At 70.7% G+C, this 17,375-nt stretch carries 17 protein-coding genes and 1 pseudogene; 6 read left to right on the top strand and 12 right to left on the bottom strand.

The genetic code is table 11. The features are described 5' to 3' along the window. Nucleotides 1-22: 22 nt before the first annotated feature. The 8 genes from ACZ3YL_RS00175 to ACZ3YL_RS00140 all read right to left on the bottom strand — a co-directional run bounded on the left by ACZ3YL_RS00175 (nucleotide 23) and on the right by ACZ3YL_RS00140 (nucleotide 3,886). On the bottom strand, nucleotides 23-1,114 hold the full coding sequence (locus ACZ3YL_RS00175; RefSeq protein ID WP_465654245.1) for a recombination directionality factor: 1,092 nt from the start codon (nucleotides 1,112-1,114) through the stop codon (nucleotides 23-25). Next, nucleotides 1,114-2,031, bottom strand: coding sequence for a hypothetical protein (locus tag ACZ3YL_RS00170; protein WP_465654243.1), 918 nt, complete (start codon nucleotides 2,029-2,031; stop codon nucleotides 1,114-1,116). The genes ACZ3YL_RS00175 and ACZ3YL_RS00170 overlap by 1 nt, the downstream gene beginning before the upstream one ends. Then, entirely contained in the window at nucleotides 2,028-2,294 is a 267-nt protein-coding gene (locus ACZ3YL_RS00165; RefSeq protein WP_465654242.1) for a hypothetical protein, read from the bottom strand. The genes ACZ3YL_RS00170 and ACZ3YL_RS00165 overlap by 4 nt, the downstream gene beginning before the upstream one ends. Beyond that, nucleotides 2,291-2,452: a hypothetical protein gene (locus ACZ3YL_RS00160; protein WP_465654240.1), complete on the bottom strand. Its 162-nt coding sequence runs from the start codon at nucleotides 2,450-2,452 to the stop codon at nucleotides 2,291-2,293. Before ACZ3YL_RS00160 ends, ACZ3YL_RS00165 begins: the two co-directional genes overlap by 4 nt. After that, nucleotides 2,449-2,880: a hypothetical protein gene (locus tag ACZ3YL_RS00155; protein ID WP_465654238.1), complete on the bottom strand. Its 432-nt coding sequence runs from the start codon at nucleotides 2,878-2,880 to the stop codon at nucleotides 2,449-2,451. Before ACZ3YL_RS00155 ends, ACZ3YL_RS00160 begins: the two co-directional genes overlap by 4 nt. Continuing rightward, nucleotides 2,877-3,338, bottom strand: coding sequence for a hypothetical protein (locus ACZ3YL_RS00150; RefSeq protein ID WP_465654236.1), 462 nt, complete (start codon nucleotides 3,336-3,338; stop codon nucleotides 2,877-2,879). Before ACZ3YL_RS00150 ends, ACZ3YL_RS00155 begins: the two co-directional genes overlap by 4 nt. A gap of 102 nt (nucleotides 3,339-3,440) precedes the next feature. Next, complete coding sequence (locus ACZ3YL_RS00145) at nucleotides 3,441-3,632, bottom strand: hypothetical protein (protein WP_465654234.1); 192 nt, start codon at nucleotides 3,630-3,632, stop codon at nucleotides 3,441-3,443. Next, complete coding sequence (locus ACZ3YL_RS00140) at nucleotides 3,629-3,886, bottom strand: helix-turn-helix domain-containing protein (RefSeq protein WP_465654232.1); 258 nt, start codon at nucleotides 3,884-3,886, stop codon at nucleotides 3,629-3,631. Before ACZ3YL_RS00140 ends, ACZ3YL_RS00145 begins: the two co-directional genes overlap by 4 nt. Before the next feature lie 221 nt (nucleotides 3,887-4,107). On the opposite strand from ACZ3YL_RS00140, the gene ACZ3YL_RS00135 reads away from it, so the two are divergent. Next, entirely contained in the window at nucleotides 4,108-4,560 is a 453-nt protein-coding gene (locus tag ACZ3YL_RS00135; protein ID WP_465654230.1) for a helix-turn-helix domain-containing protein, read from the top strand. A 12-nt stretch (nucleotides 4,561-4,572) separates the two neighbouring features. After that, nucleotides 4,573-5,025 (top strand): hypothetical protein, encoded by a 453-nt coding sequence (locus ACZ3YL_RS00130; protein ID WP_465654228.1) that lies wholly within the window; start codon nucleotides 4,573-4,575, stop codon nucleotides 5,023-5,025. Here ACZ3YL_RS00130 and ACZ3YL_RS00125 read toward each other — a convergent pair. From ACZ3YL_RS00125 to ACZ3YL_RS00115, 3 genes and pseudogenes are all read right to left on the bottom strand, one after another. Further along, complete coding sequence (locus ACZ3YL_RS00125; protein ID WP_465654226.1) at nucleotides 5,022-6,560, bottom strand: recombinase family protein; 1,539 nt, start codon at nucleotides 6,558-6,560, stop codon at nucleotides 5,022-5,024. The two genes, ACZ3YL_RS00130 and ACZ3YL_RS00125, sit on opposite strands and share 4 nt — an antisense overlap. 53 nt (nucleotides 6,561-6,613) lie before the next feature. Further along, nucleotides 6,614-8,014: pseudogene (locus ACZ3YL_RS00120) on the bottom strand (aldehyde dehydrogenase family protein); the annotation flags it as partial. A gap of 436 nt (nucleotides 8,015-8,450) precedes the next feature. Further along, nucleotides 8,451-9,398 carry a terpene synthase family protein gene (locus tag ACZ3YL_RS00115; RefSeq protein ID WP_188305697.1) on the bottom strand — a complete coding sequence of 316 codons (948 nt, stop codon included), beginning with the start codon at nucleotides 9,396-9,398 and terminating at the stop codon, nucleotides 8,451-8,453. A 335-nt stretch (nucleotides 9,399-9,733) separates the two neighbouring features. Here ACZ3YL_RS00115 and ACZ3YL_RS00110 point away from each other — a divergent pair, with 335 nt between their 5' ends. Then, nucleotides 9,734-12,733, top strand: coding sequence for an ATP-binding protein (locus ACZ3YL_RS00110; protein WP_465654224.1), 3,000 nt, complete (start codon nucleotides 9,734-9,736; stop codon nucleotides 12,731-12,733). A gap of 275 nt (nucleotides 12,734-13,008) precedes the next feature. Next, on the top strand, nucleotides 13,009-14,085 hold the full coding sequence (locus ACZ3YL_RS00105; RefSeq protein ID WP_465654223.1) for an aldose epimerase family protein: 1,077 nt from the start codon (nucleotides 13,009-13,011) through the stop codon (nucleotides 14,083-14,085). Nucleotides 14,086-14,097: 12 nt separating this feature from the next. Here ACZ3YL_RS00105 and ACZ3YL_RS00100 read toward each other — a convergent pair whose 3' ends face one another. After that, the gene (locus tag ACZ3YL_RS00100) at nucleotides 14,098-14,640 is read right to left on the bottom strand and encodes a GNAT family N-acetyltransferase (protein WP_465654221.1); all 543 of its coding nucleotides are present in this window, start codon (nucleotides 14,638-14,640) and stop codon (nucleotides 14,098-14,100) included. Between the two features lie 311 nt (nucleotides 14,641-14,951). Between ACZ3YL_RS00100 and ACZ3YL_RS00095 the strand changes: the two genes are divergently transcribed. Together ACZ3YL_RS00095 and ACZ3YL_RS00090 are read left to right on the top strand one after the other, a co-directional pair. Then, a complete protein-coding gene (locus ACZ3YL_RS00095) occupies nucleotides 14,952-16,232 on the top strand; it encodes an extracellular solute-binding protein (RefSeq protein ID WP_188305701.1) in 1,281 nt (426 codons plus the stop codon). 79 nt (nucleotides 16,233-16,311) lie between these two features. Next, a complete protein-coding gene (locus ACZ3YL_RS00090; protein WP_188305702.1) occupies nucleotides 16,312-17,313 on the top strand; it encodes a carbohydrate ABC transporter permease in 1,002 nt (333 codons plus the stop codon). The last annotated feature ends 62 nt before the right edge of the window (nucleotides 17,314-17,375 follow it).

The raw sequence follows: 17,375 nt of genomic DNA, 5'->3' as shown, positions 1-17,375 counted from the left end.
GACGGGCGCGGTCCCGCACTGGTCAGCTGCCCCGAAGGTGGTCGAGGAAGCGGCGGAGCTCCTCCGCACTGGCGGAGCCGGCCGAGGTGCCGTTCGAGAACTCGGCGAAGGCGGCCTCGGTCCGGTCCATCGACCAGCCCCGCGTGCCGGCCGCGGCCAGGATCTGCTGCCAGACCTCCATCGGATCCGAGTCGTTGACGATCTCCGGTTCGATGACCTCCTCGGCGTCCGCCGGTTCGGGTACCGCCGGGGTGAACCGGTCCGCGAGGGCCTTGAGCGAGGCCGACAGCTCCGGCGTCATGTGGCCCTTGCCGTTTGCGGTCTTCCAGATGTCCCGGACCGCGCGGGCGTCCTGAGAGAGCTTCGCCAGCGCCAAGTAATCCGGCACCGGGGCGGCCGGCGCGGCCTCGATTGCAGCCCGCTCCGGGCCGCCGGTGGTGACCTCGGCGGGCACGCCGCGGATCTGGCCGGACATCAACTCGGTCGGCGTGATCTCGACATCGAGCGTCGGCACCATGAAGTGGTGCGTCCCGTCCTCGTTGACAGCAGTCTTCGCCTCCATACCGAGCCAGCCCGCCACGTACCCGCCGACCTGGGCCAGCAACTCGGCGGCCGGCGGCAGCTCCACGGCGGCGTGATAGCCCTTGGAGACGAGCAGCCACTGCCCCAGCGCGGGCAGGTCGCGCAACATCACGTTGACGCGCGTGGTGATCGAGCAGTCCCGCTTGACGGGGTCACACATGCACGGCCGGTCGGACTTCTGTTCGGTCTGCCCGTCGCAGCGGCGCACGCACTTGCTGCCCTGGTACAGCTCGTACCACTGCGAGACGGCGTCGCGCGGTGGCACGAGCACCGGCAGCCGGTCCGCGGTGGAGAACACCTCGAACTCGCTGGGCCCGCCGTTGGCCGGCGTCCACGGCTGCACGGTCCCGCCGTACAGGGCGGCCACCTGCTCCAGGATCGGGCGGGACGGGGAGGTGAAGCGGAACGCGTCGAGCTTCACCGGGCGGACGATCTTCTTGCCGTACTTGGTCACGCGGCCGGTGTCGACGGCGTGGCCGATCCGGATCTCGCCGAGCTGCCGCATGCGGCGCTGGAGGTCCAGGATGGGCATCAGGCAACCCTCTTCTCGGTGCTGGTCGGCAGGCTCAGGGCCTCGCCGACGACGGTCTTGGACAGGCCGGACACCCACTCGGCGGCCTGCTGGGTGATGCGGAACGCGGCGAACACCTGGTCGTCGCAGACGACGGGGATCAGCCGGTAGCCCTCCGGCCGCAGGTGAAGCACGACGCCGGTGGTGTGCACGGCGGGCATCGGCACGGTGCTGCCGTCCCGCATCCACGCGATCTCGGCGCGCCGGTACGCGGCCATCTGCAGCGCGGCCTCGGGGTAGACGCCCTTGACGTCCAGTTCCCCGCCTGTCTTGGTGTCACCGATCAGCGCGAGGCTGGCGGGGATGCCGAGCCGGGCGGCGATCAGCGGGGACCGGAGGATGTAGTCGAGCGTGCCGGCGTACCCGAACTCGGGGCTGCCGACGACCATCTCGGACGCCTCGAACGTGACCTGCCAGTCCTGCACGAACGCGAGGAAGTGTCGTAGGAACGGGGCGAGTTCCGGGTCCTCGACCAGCTCGGCCGGGATCGGCTGGCCGAGGACGTGTGCCTCGATGATGCGGTGCACCGCTGAGCCGACCTCGGCCCGCTCGTCGCGCTTGCGCAGCGCGGCCCGGGACAGCCACTCGCGCTTCTCGGCACGCTCGTCCGGGCGGAGCGAGGCGGCCACGAGCGAGGGGAGGTTGTCGAACGCGCAGTCCGCGACGACACCGGCGGCCCAGCGGGAGAGGACGTCGCCCTTGGTGGAACCGAGGTTGAGGATGGTGGTGACGCGCCGGTACCTGGCGCCGGTGACCTTGTCCCGATACCAGCCGGCGGACGGCCGCGGGATGCGGTCCGGCCCGGTGGGCTGCGGGGTGGTCTTCCGGCGCCGCCCGGCGGCCGGGGCCGAAGCCCCAGCCGGCACGGTGGTCGTCATGAAACACCCGTCTTCTCATAGCTGCCGCCGTGAACGGCCTGGACGTGGCCATGCAGCTCGGCCTCGGCCGACCCGTCGTCCACATGCCAGACGGTCGTCCGCCAGTCACACACGGGGCACGCGCGGGAGACCTTGGCGTTGCGCTCGTTCACGGGAGCCCCAGCGAATGGGTTGAGTTCCGAGAAGTAGCCGGTGCAGTCGTCGGACTCGCACTCGTACGGGTCGAAGCCGGGCTCGTCGCACCGGCACGCGGGCCCGGTCACTGGCCGTCCTCCTCGGTGTGGAACGTCGCGTGCCGCACCGGCTCCACCTCCGTGGCCCGAACCGACCGCACCCGGCGACGCGACCGGGACTCAGCCGCCACCACCAGCGCCACCAGAACTGCCAGCGCCAGGATCGACAGAACCGTCGCCACCATCACGCGGCCCTCCTCTGCTGCGGGACTGTCGGGCCGACCAGGGACAGCAACACCTCGGCCAGCCGCCGGGCCGCCGTCGCCGAGTACCGCGAGTCGGTACCGCCGAGGCGCTCCAGCAGCCGCTCGACCAAGGCGTCCTGCTCCGGGCCCGAGGCCTCGGCGATCGTCACCAGCTCGGCGGTGACGTCGTCCGGCTTCTCGGCCATCTCCGCCGCGAGACCGCGCATCAGCGCGGACACCAGCGGGTGGGCGTCCACCGCGATGCCCAGCCCGGTCGGGCGGATCCACAGCGGGTAGGGGCCGTTGATCCGCTCGGCCGGCCGCTGGAGCATCCCGGCCGCGTCGAGGGCGGCGGCGATCTCCTCGGGAGTGCCGGTGGTGTTGGCGATGAGGATGGCCGCGCGCCGCACGACCGGGTTCGAGCCGGTCATCGGACACCGTCCGTGCCGCGCACGATCGCCAACAGCTGGCGGTAGGCGGCCCCTGTCTCAGCAGACCAGTCCGCCGGGTCTCCGTGATCGGAGACGAACCACGCCGCCAACTGTTGCTCGGACAAACGAACCTGAGACCAGGCGAAGAACTCACCGTCGTAAACGGAGCCGACGAGCTCCGTCTGCAGTCGCACCCCGCGACCGCGATCGTTGAAGCACAGCTCCTGGTGGACGACACCGCCAAACCTCTCCTGGTAGGCAAAGACGTCCCCGGTGTGGTCCAGATGGACATCCACCGCAACGCGCTGGCCCAGCCTGCGGAGACTCACTCCGTAGGGGGTCGGCTGGCCGAACGCGACGATGGCTTCGGCGAGGGCGAGAGCGGCGAGCATCTGGGGGCGCCGCGAGTTCTTGGGCTGGCGGGAAGCCGCAGAGCGTTGGGTAGGCTGTGTGATCACGGCCTGCCTCCTTGATGTCATGGGTTGATCGGTGGGCCGGGGCCGTCCCTGGTTGGCGCCAGAGGGGCGGCCACTAGGCTGTAAAGAACCGGCCGGGCGGCATCACGCCGCCAGCGGCGAGGTCTGCTGCTTCGAAGCAGCGAGGTGTGCGCGCACAGTCTGGAGCGCGGGTGCGAGGACTGGCCGCAGCTCGGCAATCAGTTCGGCCGTCGGCGGCGGCGCGTCGTCGACTCGGCGGTGAATTTCGGCCACAGTTGAAGCGCCGAGAATCACGAGGCGTTCGGCCCGGGTCATGCGGCCTGCCCGTTGACGGTGAGGTCATCGAGGCCCACGACAAGCTCGTCGAGGCTCACTTTGTACGCGGCTGCAATGCGGGCCGCAGTGCGTAGGTTGGGTTGCCGGCTGCCGTTGCGAAGTCGGGCGACAAGGCCCCGGTTGAGGCCGGTGCGCATGGCGATCCGGCTGGTACTGGTGTCGCCGGCGGCGTCGGCTGTCTTGCGGAAAACAATGACGTTGAAGTCGAATTCGGCGCTGTCGGTGCTGGGCACGGGTCACCTCCTCGGCGTCGCCCTGCTGGTCGCTGCGCTCTGACAGCAACCATAGCTCTAGTTGCTGCGCTTTGACAGCGATTGGAGGAGGGAGTTTCCGGGGATTGCTGCAGAAGGGGTGCCCGGGGTCAGGATGTCCTGGATGTGTGCATGAGGACTCATGGCCCGACCGGTACTGTTGTCAGCTGACAGCAACGCCTTAGGGCGCTAACCTCCGCCTCATGAACGGGGCCACCTCGATGGACGCAGGACCCGCGGCGCTCGCCGCCTATGTCCGCCGGCATGCACCTGCCGCCGGCTATGACCTCGATGCCTACGGCGAGCAGTCGCGCCTGGCCCGCGCTGCCGACATGGGAACGGACGTACTGGCCCGGATCCTCAACGGCGGGCGAATGCCCAAGCCGGCCGCCCTGTGGCCGCTGGCTCAAGCGCTCGGGCGCCCATACCTGGAACTCCTCATTGAAAGTGGAACAATCCCCGCCGAATCGCTCGCGCATATGCCCGAGCGGCCAGTAGCATCAGAGCCCATCACTGCTGATGCGCTAGCCGATCAGTGGGGTGTAACCGACGAGGCCGACCGCGAGTACGTCCGGGACTCCCTCGAACGACTCCGAGCCCTCACCCGCCGATCCGTCGAAGGCCGGGAGAGTGGAGGTCACGCCGCCAACGGCTGAGCGGGGGAGCGAATGACCATCAAGGCGAGACGCTGGAACGTCCTATCCGCCGCGGCAGGCATAGCAGGGCTCCTGCTCCTCACCACCTGGACCGAGCCAGCCCTCGCCGGATTCCTCACCGGAGCGGCCTGCTCCGGCGGCGCTTGCCTCGCCATCGTCAATCGTCGCCTCGCGGAACTCGCCAAAGACGGCCAGGAACTGGACGCAACCCGAGCTCAGTACGACGCTGCCTTCGCGACGCTCGCCGGCCAACGGGAACGGTTGCGCACAGCTATGGAAGCCGAATTGGCCGTCTGGGAAGTCCGGCATCGGCATGCCTGCCTCAGAGCCCGAGCCGACGGATACGTCGAAGGCGCCCTGGATGCCCTCGGTGGTCGCCTCGCCACCTCTCCGACGGAGGCCGAGGCGGACGTCATATCGCTGGCCGCCCGGCGGCCTCACTCGACGACGGACAGCCCGAACTAGCTACCGGGCTCACCAGGAGATCCAGGCCACTCGGTGAAGCCCGGCTCGCCGAAGAAGATCAGTCCGGTTCGCTGACTCATGTCCTGGTACCTGCTCCGCTTCACTGCCGCCGGCCGAAGCTCCACACGCACCACCTTGCGAATGATGTGACGCTTCTGGGCCAGGTCGAGAACATCATTCCAGAGCATGTCGACCTCATCCGGTGACGCCGCGAGCATTTGGTCAAGCAGCGGGTCACCGACTGACAACAGATCGCGGACCCGGGTCTCGGCGGCCTGAATCATCGGGATGAGCCGCTGTTCGAGGGCGGCGAGTGATGCGACAGAGAGCTTCGGCAAGCCCGTGGTCGGATCAAACTCGGTTGCCTGCTGGCGTGCTTCCCCCAGTTGCTCGGTCATCGCTTTGGCGAGTTCGCGCTCACGTTCACGTTCCGCATCCGAGGGGACTGCCTGGAAGGCCAGCCGGGCCTTCTCGGAGCTGACATAGGCGAGGACGGCCTCCTCAACGTACGCGTCGAGGTTCTTCTCCATGACCGTCATGTGGTTCGCTCGGCAGCGGTACTGCGGACCCCGTCGGTGCTGAGGCTGGGGCCCCCTCGCTTGGAGCCGGGCTCGCATGAACTCGCCCTCGGCACGGCAGGTCGAACACAGCCCAATGCCGCTCAGGAGGTGCTGAATTCCACTCGTACGGGTGAGCCGGCGGCTCGGGTCATCCAGGATCGCCTGCACACGCCAGAAGAGAGCCTCATCGATGATCGCATCCCAGGCAGCCACGTACTCATCCTCGTGGTGAGTCCGGATTCCGATATAGGCCTTGTTGCGAAGAATCGCCCTGACAGTTGTATCCGTGGCTTCCGGGCGGAATGGGCGAATCATGGGCACAAGTGACTTGATGCTCTGTCTCGCGTCGATCCGCGTGAACAGATCAACCAAGACGCGCCCCTCCTCGGGGTGGGCGACCTGGCCGAGGAGCTCGCCGGTATCCCGGTCATACTCGCGCTTGTACCCGAACGGAACCCATCCCCACATCCCGCCGCGGCGAGCGGTGAGACGAGCCGTCCGCTCGTTGCGGGCGATGATCGTCTCGCCCTCTTCCTCGGCCTGCACCGAGTCTCGCGTGAACTCCTTGAAGTCCGCGGGCTTACGCATGTCGTAGACGCGGCCGTTATAGCAAAGGAGGATCCCAGTATCAACACACAGGTCACGCAGCGCCAGGGAGACGTGGAGGTTCCGGGCGACTCGGCTGCTCTCGGCGAAGACGATGACGTCGAACTGGCCCGCCTCGGCGTCTGCGATCATCTCCTCAAAGCGCTCGCGAACCTTCGTCGCTCGCCGCGTGGCTGAGCGGTCGCGATCCTCGTAGCGCCCGACGATCTGCCACCCGTGGTCGGCGCACTCAACCTCGCCAACGGCGAACTGATCCTTGATCGAGCGTCCGCGCTTGTGGCGATCCTTGGAGGCCCGACCGTAAAGAACCGCTCGCAAGGCTCGTTGGGCCAGGGCCTCTGACCTAGGGAGCGGGATCACGTTGCTCATGCCACGTCAGCATAGGGGCTGACCCTCACTTCTGTACCCCCTTTGACGCAGACCGAATGGGCCGGGTAGGCGTGGTAGCAGTTCGTCCAGACCCGGCCGGCCTGGATGGCGCGCCCGGCCCGGTGGGCGGTGTTGATGTTGCGGGTCCACACGCCGGCGCCGAGCCCGTACTGGGTGTCGTTGGCGAGCGCGACCGCCTGGTCGAAGCCGTCGAAGCGGGTGACCGAGACGACCGGCCCGAAGATCTCCTCCTGGAAGACCCGCATGCTGTTGACGCCCTCGAAGACCGTCGGCGTCACGTAGTACCCGCCGGCCAGCGAGCCGCCGAGGTCCGCCCGTTCGCCGCCGACCAGCACCTTGGCGCCCTCGGCCTGGCCGATCTCGAAGTAGGACAGGATCTTCTTCAGCTGCTCGGCACTGGCCTGCGCGCCGACCTGCGTCTCGGTGTCCAGCGGGTTGCCCTGGCGCATCGCGCGCACCCGGGCCAGGCCGTCGCCGAGCAGCCGCTCGTAGACCGGGGTCTCGATCAGCGCGCGGCTGGGGCAGGTGCAGACCTCGCCCTGGTTGAGGGCGAACATCGCGAAGCCCTCGACGGCCTTGTCGTAGAAGGCGTCGTCGGCGGTGGCGACGTCCGCGAAGAACAGGTTGGGGCTCTTGCCGCCGAGCTCCAGGGTCGCCGGGATCAGGTTGTCGGCGGCGGCGCGGGCGATCAGCCGGCCGGTGCTGGTCTCGCCGGTGAAGGCGAGCTTGCGGACCCGGGTGCTGGCGGCCAGCGGGGCGCCGGCCTCCTCGCCGAAGCCGGTGACGATGTTGAGCACGCCCGGCGGGACCAGGTCGGCGGTCAGCTCGGCCAGCAGCAGCACCGAGGCCGGGGTCTGCTCGGCGGGCTTGAGGACCACCGCGTTGCCGGCCGCGAGCGCCGGGGCGAGCTTCCAGACCGCCATCAGGATCGGGAAGTTCCACGGGATGATCTGGCCGACCACGCCCAGCGGCTCGTGGAAGTGGTACGCCACGGTGTCCTCGTCCAGCTGGGAGAGGCTGCCCTCCTGGGCCCGCAGCGCGCCCGCGAAGTAGCGCAGGTGGTCGACGGCGAGCGGGAGGTCGGCGGCCAGCGTCTCGCGGACCGGCTTGCCGTTCTCCCAGCTCTCGGCGACGGCCAGTTGCTCCAGGTTGGCCTCCATCCGGTCGGCGATCCGCAGCAGCACCTGCGCCCGCTCGGCGGCGGAGGTGCGGCCCCAGCCCGGGGCGGCGGCGTGGGCCGCGTCCAGGGCGGCCTCGATGTCCTCGGCGGTGCCGCGGGCGACCTCGGTGAAGACCTCGCCGGTGACCGGGGTCGGGTCGCCGAAGTACTCGCCGCGCGCCGGGGGCTGCCAACCGCCGCCGATCCAGTGGTCGTACCGGGAGCGGAAGGCGACGATGCTGCCGGGCGCGCCGGGGGGCTGGTAGACCGTCATGTTCTGTGTCTCCTCGCGACGTCGGGCGCCTCCGGCGCCGATCGGGCCGGGGCGGCACGCCGGACCGCCGCCCGCTCGGGGACGCTCCGGCGGGAGGGTGCGGACACGCAGTCGGGCCGGCGCCCCGCCGGGGCGCCGCCGACGAGCACGATAACCGCCGGGCGCGTGGTGCGGCTACGGTCCGTGCGACCGGCTCGTACGGACGGTGTGCGTTCCGGACGTCCCGACCCTGGGCGTGCGGGAGGGCGCGTTGGACGGCGTGCGGACCCGGGCGTGCATCAGGGCGTGCATCGGGGCGCGGGGGTGCGCGCGTCGGATCGCGCCGGATCGTTTCGGGCCGGGGCGGCGCGCGGGGGATCGCGCCGCGCCGCCTCGGAGGGCGTCGGACGTCGGCGAACGGCAGCTGACGGCGGGCGGCGGGCGGCCCGGGGTCGGGTCAGACCGCGTGGTACCGGCCGGTGCGGGCCTCCCAGCTCAGGTAGCCGGCCAGCCAGGTGAGCAGCCCGTCGGCGTACCGCTGGGCGATCGTGCGTTCGATCCTGGACAGGCCCAACTCCCGGTAGACGTCCGGGAGTCGTTCGTGCAGCTCGGCGCAGCGCCCGACCATCAGCTGGGCCTCCGCCATCACCGCGGAGCAGGCCTCCTCGGCGGAGCAGTGCCGCTCGCGCTGGACGATCATGACCAGGTTGTTGACATCGCCGCGCGGGGCCTCCAGCGGGAAGGAGCGCACGTCGTTGCTCAGTGACGGTATGTCGGCGGCCAGCTGTCGGAGTTGACGCAGCACCGGGTGGTGCAGGACGGAGGCGGGGACCTCGAACTGGCCGAGCCGTTCGACCATGTCGAAGATGGTCTCCATCGCCGCGGTGCCCCGTCTGAGCTCCAGGTAGCCGTCCCGGTCCGGCGGTCGGGCGGAGATCCGGCCGGCCGCCTCGGCCGGGTGACTGGCGAAGTAGTACTCCCAGTTGTAGGCGGCGCGGGCCTGCCAGCGGGCGGGCATGCCGCGCACGCTGCGGCTCCAGAGGTCGGCGAAGGCGGTCTCGACCGGGGAGCGCTGGTCGGGGCGGGCGCCGTGCAGGACGGCGATCAGCCGTTCGCAGATCGGGGCGACCTCGGTGGGGCGGCGGCCGAGCGGGCCGTCGAACTGGTCGTCGAAGAGGAAGTAGAAGCCCATCAGGTCGGCCGCCAGGGCGAGTTCGTCCGGTCCGGCGTCCGGGTAGCCGAGCGCGGCGAGGTCCACCACCTCCCAGTGTGCGTAGCCGGGGTGATCGGCGTCGGGGAGCAGCGGGTGGCGGATCAGCCAGTCGCGGTGCAGTGCGGTGGCGTACCGGCCGTGCGGACTGCGGCGGTGCGGGAACGGAATCTGAAGTGAGGTGTCGTCAGACATCGGACTCCCGGTGCAGCGGTGGGTGGGGGCGCTTGTGGTTCGATCACTGGGTGTGGGGGAGTTGACGCGGCGGGGCGCACAGGGTGAGGGTGGTTGCGGAAGATCATCCGCGCCTCGCGGGCCGTAGGGTATCTGATGCAATGATCGGACGTTAGGGATATAGGGCAATTGCCCTTGGCAAGCCGTCCGAACCCTCGCCGTCCGCCCCAGCCTGGGCGAATGCCGCACAGTCAGCCGAACACGGCGCTAACCTCGGCACCACGAACAGTGATGGACCGGCTCCCCGCGCACGATGGCGGAGCCGTGCCGCGAGCGGGTGAGGCGGAGGCACATCGGTGACCGATCAGGGCAACGAACTTCGGACGGGAACCGGTTCCGAGCGGAACGAGGACGATCCCGCGCCCCGGGTCAGGCTGCGCGACCGCGACACCGAACTGCGCTCCGTGGAGGCCGCCGTCGACCGGCTCTGCCGCGAGTTCGCCGCAGGCGGCACCGAGATCGGCGAACTGCTCACCTTTTCCGGCCGCCCCGGCATCGGCAAGACCAGCCTGCTGCACGAGGTCCGGCGGATCGCCAGCCTGCGCGACGGCGCCACCGTGCTGTTCGCCCGCGGCGGCGAACGGCAGTTCAAGGAGCCCTACCACGTGCTGCGCCAGCTCCTCCAGCCCGTCCTGACCCGGCTGGAGGCGGACGAGTTCGGCCAGGTCATGGGCACCTGGGAGGAGGTCGTCGGACCGGCCATGGGCCTCAAACAGCCCAAGGCCGGCGCCCGCCGCCTCGACCCCCAGGGCGTGCGCGACGGCCTCGACTACGTCCTCACCCAGCTCGCCCCGCGCCGCGCGCCGATGGTGATGATCGTCGACGACCTGCACTGGGCGGACGCCGAATCCCTGTCCTGGCTCGCCAAGTTCGCCGTCCGGTCCGGCGAACTGCCCGTCCTGCTCGTCTTCGCCTTCCGCGAGGACGAGAACGACTGGCCCACCGAGACCCAGGACCTGCGCCGGGGCGTCCTCACCCTCGCCAGCCGCAAGCACGAGCTCAGCCGGCTCACCCTGAACTCCGTCACCGACATGATCCGCGCCGAACTCGGCGACCGGGCCGAGGACGCCTTCTGCTACGAGTTCTGGAACGTCGTCAACGGCAACCCGTTCGAGGCCGTCGCCCTGCTCGACCAGGTCCGCGACCAGGAACTCGAACCGGTCGAGGAGAACTCCCGGCAACTGCGCGAACTCGCCGTCGACGCCACCGGAATGACCCTCAAGAGCTGGCTGGACCGGCTCGGCCCCGCCACCCTGCGGTTCGCCTGGGCCTGCGCCATGCTGGGCACCGACATCCGGATCGACCTCGTCGCCCGGATCTCCACCCAGAGCTCCGAGGGCGCCCGGGAGTCCATCAAGCAGCTGCGCAAGCAGCGCGTGCTCACCCAATCGCCCAATGGGAACCTCGAGTTCGTCCACCCGCTGATCGCCAGCTCCATCTACAACACCATGCCGGAGGCCACCCGGCTCGGCATGCACGGCATCGCCGCCGTCGAGATCGAGAACGCCGGGCTCGGCCTGCTCGCCGCCTCCCGCCACCTGGTCGAGACCCACTCCGGCGAGGGCGACGACCGGATCGTCAAGAAGCTGCGCCGCGCCGCCGTCGAACACCAGCTGATCGGGGCCCCCGAGGCCGCCCAGCGCTGCCTCCACCGCGCGCTCAACGAGCCGCCCGCCGACGAGATCAAGGCCGAGGTGATGTACGAACTCGGCTGCTCCGCACTGCTCACCGACCCCGTCGCCACCGTCAACCAGCTCAGGCTCGCCCTCGACCCCGACGAGGGGCCGCTGCGCCCCGAACTGCGGGTGGACGCCACCTTCCGGCTCTCCGAGGTGCTCGCCCACAGCGGTGAACTGGGCCAGGCCGCCCTGGTCTGCCAGGAGGAGGCCGAGCAGACCCTCGACCCGGTCCGGCGCCAGCGGCTCCAGGCCGCCTCGTTCATGTGGCACGCCTTCCGCAAGTCCGAGGAGGACGGCCCCGGCCGCTCCGCCCGGCTCGCCGAGCTGTACCGGAACCTGACCGGCCGGGAGGCCGCCGACCGGGCCGTGCTCATCATGCGCGCCTGGGACCTCACCCTGCGCGGCGAGCCCTCCACCGACGCGCTCGCGCTCGCCGACGAAGTCCTGGAGGGCGGCCGGCTGCCCAAGGGCCTCGGCTGGACCGACACCACCTGGGGCTTCGAACTGCCCTCGATGCTCTGCCTCACGTACATCTACAACGACCGCATCGCCCAGGCCGAGCGGCTGGCCGCGGACGCCATCATCCAGTTCGAGCTGGCCGGCTGGAGCGGCGCCCACCGGGGCTTCGCCTACTTCCTGATGGGGCTGGCCCGGTTCCGCCGCGGACTGCTCGCCGAGGCCGAGGACTTCCTGGGCCGGGCCTACCGCATCTCCGAGCGGATCGGCGCCAAGCTGCCGCTGGCCTGGGACGCCGTGGGCGTGCTGGTGGACACCCTGATCGCCCGCGGCCGGATCGAACAGGCCTGGGAACTGGCCAACGAGTTCGGCTTCCACCCGCCGTACCACGCGACGGCCATGGTGCTGCCGGACGCCGCCTCGCTGTACGGCAAGCTGCTGGTCGCCAAGAACCGCTACGCAGGTGCGGCCGCCGCGCTCACCGAGGCCGGGGCCCAGCTGGAGGTCCGCGGCTGGCACAACACCGTCTGGGCGCCCTGGGCCGGGCACCTGGCCGTCGCGATCGCCGCCGACGAACCCGAACGCGCCCGCCACTACGCCCACAAGGCCGTCCAGGACGCCCGCACCTTCGGCACCGCCTCGGCGATCGGCAGCGCGCTGCGGCTGCAGGCGCGGATCGAGGACGGCCAGCAGGCGGTGGAGGTGCTGGAGCAGGCCGTGGAGCACCTCGGGCAGTCCCCGGCCGGGTACGAGCACGCCGTCGCGCTGGTCGACCTCGGCGCCGCGCTGCGCCGGGTCGGGCGGCTGGAGGACGCCCAGGAGCACCTGTACCAGGGCATCGAGCTGGCCCAGCACTGCTCGGCGGAGAAGCTGGTCGACCGGGCCCGGCGGGAGCTGGCCAACTACGGCCTGCGGCCCAACCGGCTGGGGCTGCACGGCTTCGGGGAGACGCTGGAGGCGCTCAGCGCGCCGGAGCGGGAGGTCGCCGACCTGGCGGTCAAGGGCGTGCCGCCGCAGCGGATCGCGGAGGAGCTCGGGGTGCACCTGAGCCTGGTCAACCGGCGGCTGGCGGCGGTCTACCGCAAGGCGGGCACCGGGCCGGACGGGCTGGCCTCGGCACTGGGGCTGCGGCTGGAGCAGGGCGAGGGGCCGGGCGCGTAGCGGCACGCGCGAGCCGGTGCCGGGAGCGGCGGCGCGCCGTGCCGTTGTTCGGGCGGTGGCTCCCGGTGGCTCCCGGTGGCAAGCGGTGACATGCCGGTGGCAGGCGGGTGGCTCGCGGTGGCGTTCAGGCGGCGCGCGGAGGCGCGGGAGCGCCCCCGCCGGGGCCGCCCTCGCTAGGCTGACGGACACCACGGGGGGCCGCCACGACGCCCCCTGGACGGAACGGGACACCGGGCGGACGCGGCGGCGCCGCTGCCGCCAGTGAGGAGCAGGCCATGGCGAGCGAGGCCACCAGTGTGCGCCGCGAACCCCTCGACCCCTCGGGCGCGGGCGCGGCGATCCAGCGCTGGACGCTGACCGCCGGCCCGTACGAGGCGAGCGTGCTCACCCTCGGCGCCACCCTGCACACCCTCAGCGCCCCTGACCGCGCCGGGCGCACCGCCCAACTGCTGCTGTCCACCGACGAGCTGGCGCAGATCCTGGGCCCGGCCCGGCACTACGGCACGGTGGTGGGCCGGTACGCCAACCGGATCGACGGCTCCAGCGTCACCATCGACGGCGAGGAGCACCGGCTCGCCCCGACCGGCGGCGGGCTCACCATCCACGGCGGGCCGGACGGCTTCGCCCAGCGGATGTGGCGGGCCGAGCCGGTCGAGGGCGGGGTGCTGCTGCGGCTGCACAGCCCGGACGGCGACCAGGGCTTCCCGGGGGCGCTGGACGTCACCGTCTCCTACACGCTGTCCCACACCCCGGGCACAGGCGGCGAGCTGGTGATCGACTACCGCGCCGTCACCGGCAAGCCGACCGTCGTCAACCTGACCAACCACGCGTACTTCAACCTCTCGGGTGAAGGCAGCGGCGACGTCCTGGGCCACCTGCTCACCCTGGACGCCGACGAGTACACCCCGGCCGACGAGCGGCAGGTCCCGTACGGCCGGACCGAGCCGGTGGCCGGCACGCCCTTCGACTTCACGGTGGCCACCCCGATCGGCAAGTCGCTGCACGACGAGCACCCGCAGCTGGCCGGCCCGGGCGGCTACGACCACAACTGGGTGCTGCGCGCCCGCCCGGCGGACGGCGGCCCGGCGCGGGCGGCGCTGCTGGAGGACCCGGTCAGCGGCCGCACCCTGGAGGTGCTGACCACCGAGCCGGGCGTCCAGGTCTACACGGCGAACAAGTTCCAGGGCGCGGTCACCGGTGCGAGCGGGGTGCCGTACGGACCGTTCGCCGGGATCGCGCTGGAGACCCAGCACTTCCCGGACTCCCCGCACCACCCGGCCTTCCCGAGCACCGTGCTGCGGCCGGGGGAGGAGTTCCGCTCGACCACGGTGCTGCGGCTGGGCGTCAACTAGTCAGCCGGGTAGTCAGCCGGGCGACGCAGCCGGCCGGTCGTCGTTGGCAGCCGGCCGGCGCAGGTCCCGGCGCATGCAGAGCCGGGGCCAGCGGTCGAGGCCGTGCTCGGCCTCCCGGCGGCGGATCCCGCGCAGGCCGGGGGTGAGTTCGGCGTCGGTCAGCGGGCGGAAGCCGCAGCGGGCGTAGTAGGGGGCGTTCCAGGGGACGTCGGCGAAGGTGGTCAGGGTGAGCGCGGGGGCGTCGGTGCCCGCGGCGAGGTGCTCGATCAGGGCCCGGCCGATGCCCCGGCGGGCGTGGTCGGGGTGGACCGAGACCTGTTCGACGTGCAGCGCGCCGTCCACCGGTTCGGCCAGCAGGTAGCCGGCGACGGTGCCGTCGGGGGCCTCGGCGACCAGAGCGGTGCCGTGCTCCAGGTAGCGGGCCAGTTCCGCCGGGGCGGGGGGTTCGTCCTCGGCGATCTCGGGCATCCCGATCTCCGCGAAGGGGGCTCCGGCCGCCCGTTCCAGTTCGCTCAGCAGGGGCAGTTCGTCCTCGGTGACGGCTCTGATACGCATGCGGACCAGTCTGCTGCAGGCGTCTTCCGGCCACTCAGGGTGGTTCCCCCGGCCACCTCGGAGTGGGGTGAATCGGACGAAGGCGGACATTGCGCCGCGCTGTCAACTACCGTGCGGCCACGTCCAGGACACGCGGGCGTAACGATCGCGGTTTCTTGCAGAAACTTGCTGCAAGACCTTTCCGTCGCTCTTGCGCCGCTGTTAACTTCCTTCCCGAGCCCGACGGCAGCAACGGTGCGGTCGGCACGAGGCAGCCATTATGCGCCTGTCTCGGAACATCTCGGGCACCCCCACCCTTCCTAGGAGTTCTCATGCGGCGTGGCATCGCGGCCTCTGCCCTCGTTGTGGCCCTCGCGGTCTCGATGGCTGCCTGTGGCAGCAGTGGCGGCTCCGGTTCGGACGGCAAGGCCGACGGCCCGGTCACCCTCACCTACTGGGACACGTCGAACGCCACCAACGAGGCTCCTAACTACCAGGAACTGGTCAAGAAGTTCGAGGCGGCCAACCCGACCATCAAGGTCGACTTCGTCAACGTGCCGTTCGACCAGGCGCAGAACAAGCTGCAGACCGCCATGGGGGCCAAGGGCGCGCCCGACGTCTTCCGCTCCGAGGTCGGCTGGACCGCCGCCTTCGCCAAGGCCGGCTTCCTGGAGCCGCTGGACGGCACCCCGGCCGCCGCCGACACCTCCGCCTTCCAGCCCAGCCTGATCCAGCAGGCCAAGTACGAGGGCAAGCTGTACGGCGTCCCGCTGGTCACCGACACCCTGGGCCTGCTCTACAACAAGGACCTGTTCGCCAAGGCCGGCATCACCGACGCCCCCAAGACCTGGGACGAGCTGAAGACCGACGCCGCCGCCGTCAAGGACAAGGCGGGCGTGGACGGCTTCTGGATGAAGGCCGCCGACGGCTACTACGCGATGCCGTTCCTGTTCGGCGAGGGCACCGACGCGGTCGACGCCGCCGGCAAGAAGATCACCATCACCTCGCCCGAGGCCGTCAAGGGCATCGAGACCTACAAGTCGATGTTCACCTCGCCCGGCACGGCCAAGGCGGACGTCACCACCGACGCCTACGCCCACATGATGGACGCCTTCAACAGCGGCAAGGTCGCGGCGATCATCCAGGGCCCCTGGGAGATCACCAACATCTACAAGGGCTCCGCGTTCGCCGACAAGAAGAACCTCGGCATCGCCTCCGTCCCGGCCGGTTCCAGCGGCAAGGCCGGTGCCCCCACCGGCGGCCACAACATCGCCGTCTACGCCGGTGCCGACAAGGCCCACAAGGCCGCCGCCGAGAAGTTCGCCGCCTTCATGACCTCGGCCGAGAGCCAGGCCTTCATCGCGCAGAAGAACTCCACTCTGCCGACCCGCTCGGACGCCTACACCGCCGACGTCAAGGCCGACCCGGGCATCGCCGGCTTCCAGGCCATCCTCGCCAGCGCCAAGCCGCGCCCCGAACTGCCCGAGTACAGCTCGCTGTTCGACTCGCTCGGCACCAACCTGGGCAAGACCGTCCAGGGCACCAGCACCCAGGACTCGCTGAACACCGTGGCCACCGACTACGCCAAGCTCCTGCCGGGCTTCGCGAAGTAGTCCCCACCGCCCGGCCCGCCGACCCCGGCGGGCCGGGCCGTCGGCTCCCCCGAGACTTCCCCCCGAGAAGGTGCAAACGATGTCAGTCGCCGTGCAGGGCGCCACCGGCAAGGGCAGCCGGGAGCGCGATCAGCGTCCGGGTCCGCTGGAACGCCTCAAGCGCTCCTACGCCAGGCACTGGTACGCCTACGCGATGATCGCCCCGGTCGTGCTGGTGCTCGGCGCACTGGTGTTCTACCCGCTGGTCCAGGGCATCTGGCTGACCCTCACCGACGCCAACAGCCTCAACGTCGCCCGCAAGATCGGCGTCAACGAGATCCCGGCCAGCTACCAGTACATCGGCTTCCACAACTACGCCGACATCCTCTGGGGCCCCGGCTCGTACGACCGGTTCTGGTCCCACTTCGTGTGGACCATCGCCTGGACGGTCATCTGCGTCTGCCTGCACTACACCCTCGGCCTCGGCCTCGCCGTCCTGCTCAACAAGAAGCTCCGCGGGCGCGCCGCCTACCGGATGCTGCTCATCCTCCCGTGGGCCGTCCCCACCTTCGTCACCGTCTTCTCCTGGCGGCTGATGCTCTCCGACGGCGGGGTCGTCAACACCCTGCTCTCCACCCTGCACCTGCCCGAGCCCGCCTGGCTCACCGACCCGTGGGCGCAGAAGGCGGCCGCGATCCTGGTCAACACCTGGGCCGGCGTGCCGTTCATGATGATCTCGCTGCTCGGCGGCCTGCAGTCGATCCCGGCCGAGCTGTACGAGGCCGCCGAGATGGACGGCGCCACCCGCTGGCAGCAGTTCCGGCACATCACCCTGCCCGGGCTGCGCAGCGTCTCCTCCACCGTCGTGCTGCTCGGCGTGATCTGGACCTTCAACCAGTTCAACGTGATCTTCCTGCTGTTCGGCAAGGGCGCCCCGGACGCCCAGCTGCTGGTCACCTGGGCCTACCGCCTGGGCTTCGGCCAACTCCCCCGGGACTACGCCGGGTCCGCCGCGTACGGCGTGATCCTGCTGTCCATCCTGATCGTCTTCACCGCCTTCTACCGGCGCTGGCTCGCCCGCAACGAGCAGGCCAACGGCTGAGGCCCCGGACCCAGTCGACCCCGGACCCCGTCGACCTCCACAGGTCGACCCACGAAGGCAGG

Source organism: Kitasatospora sp. NPDC023176, assembly GCF_055560495.1.
Note: the sequence above shows the minus strand (reverse complement) of the source record. Positions and strands in the feature narration are given on the sequence as shown.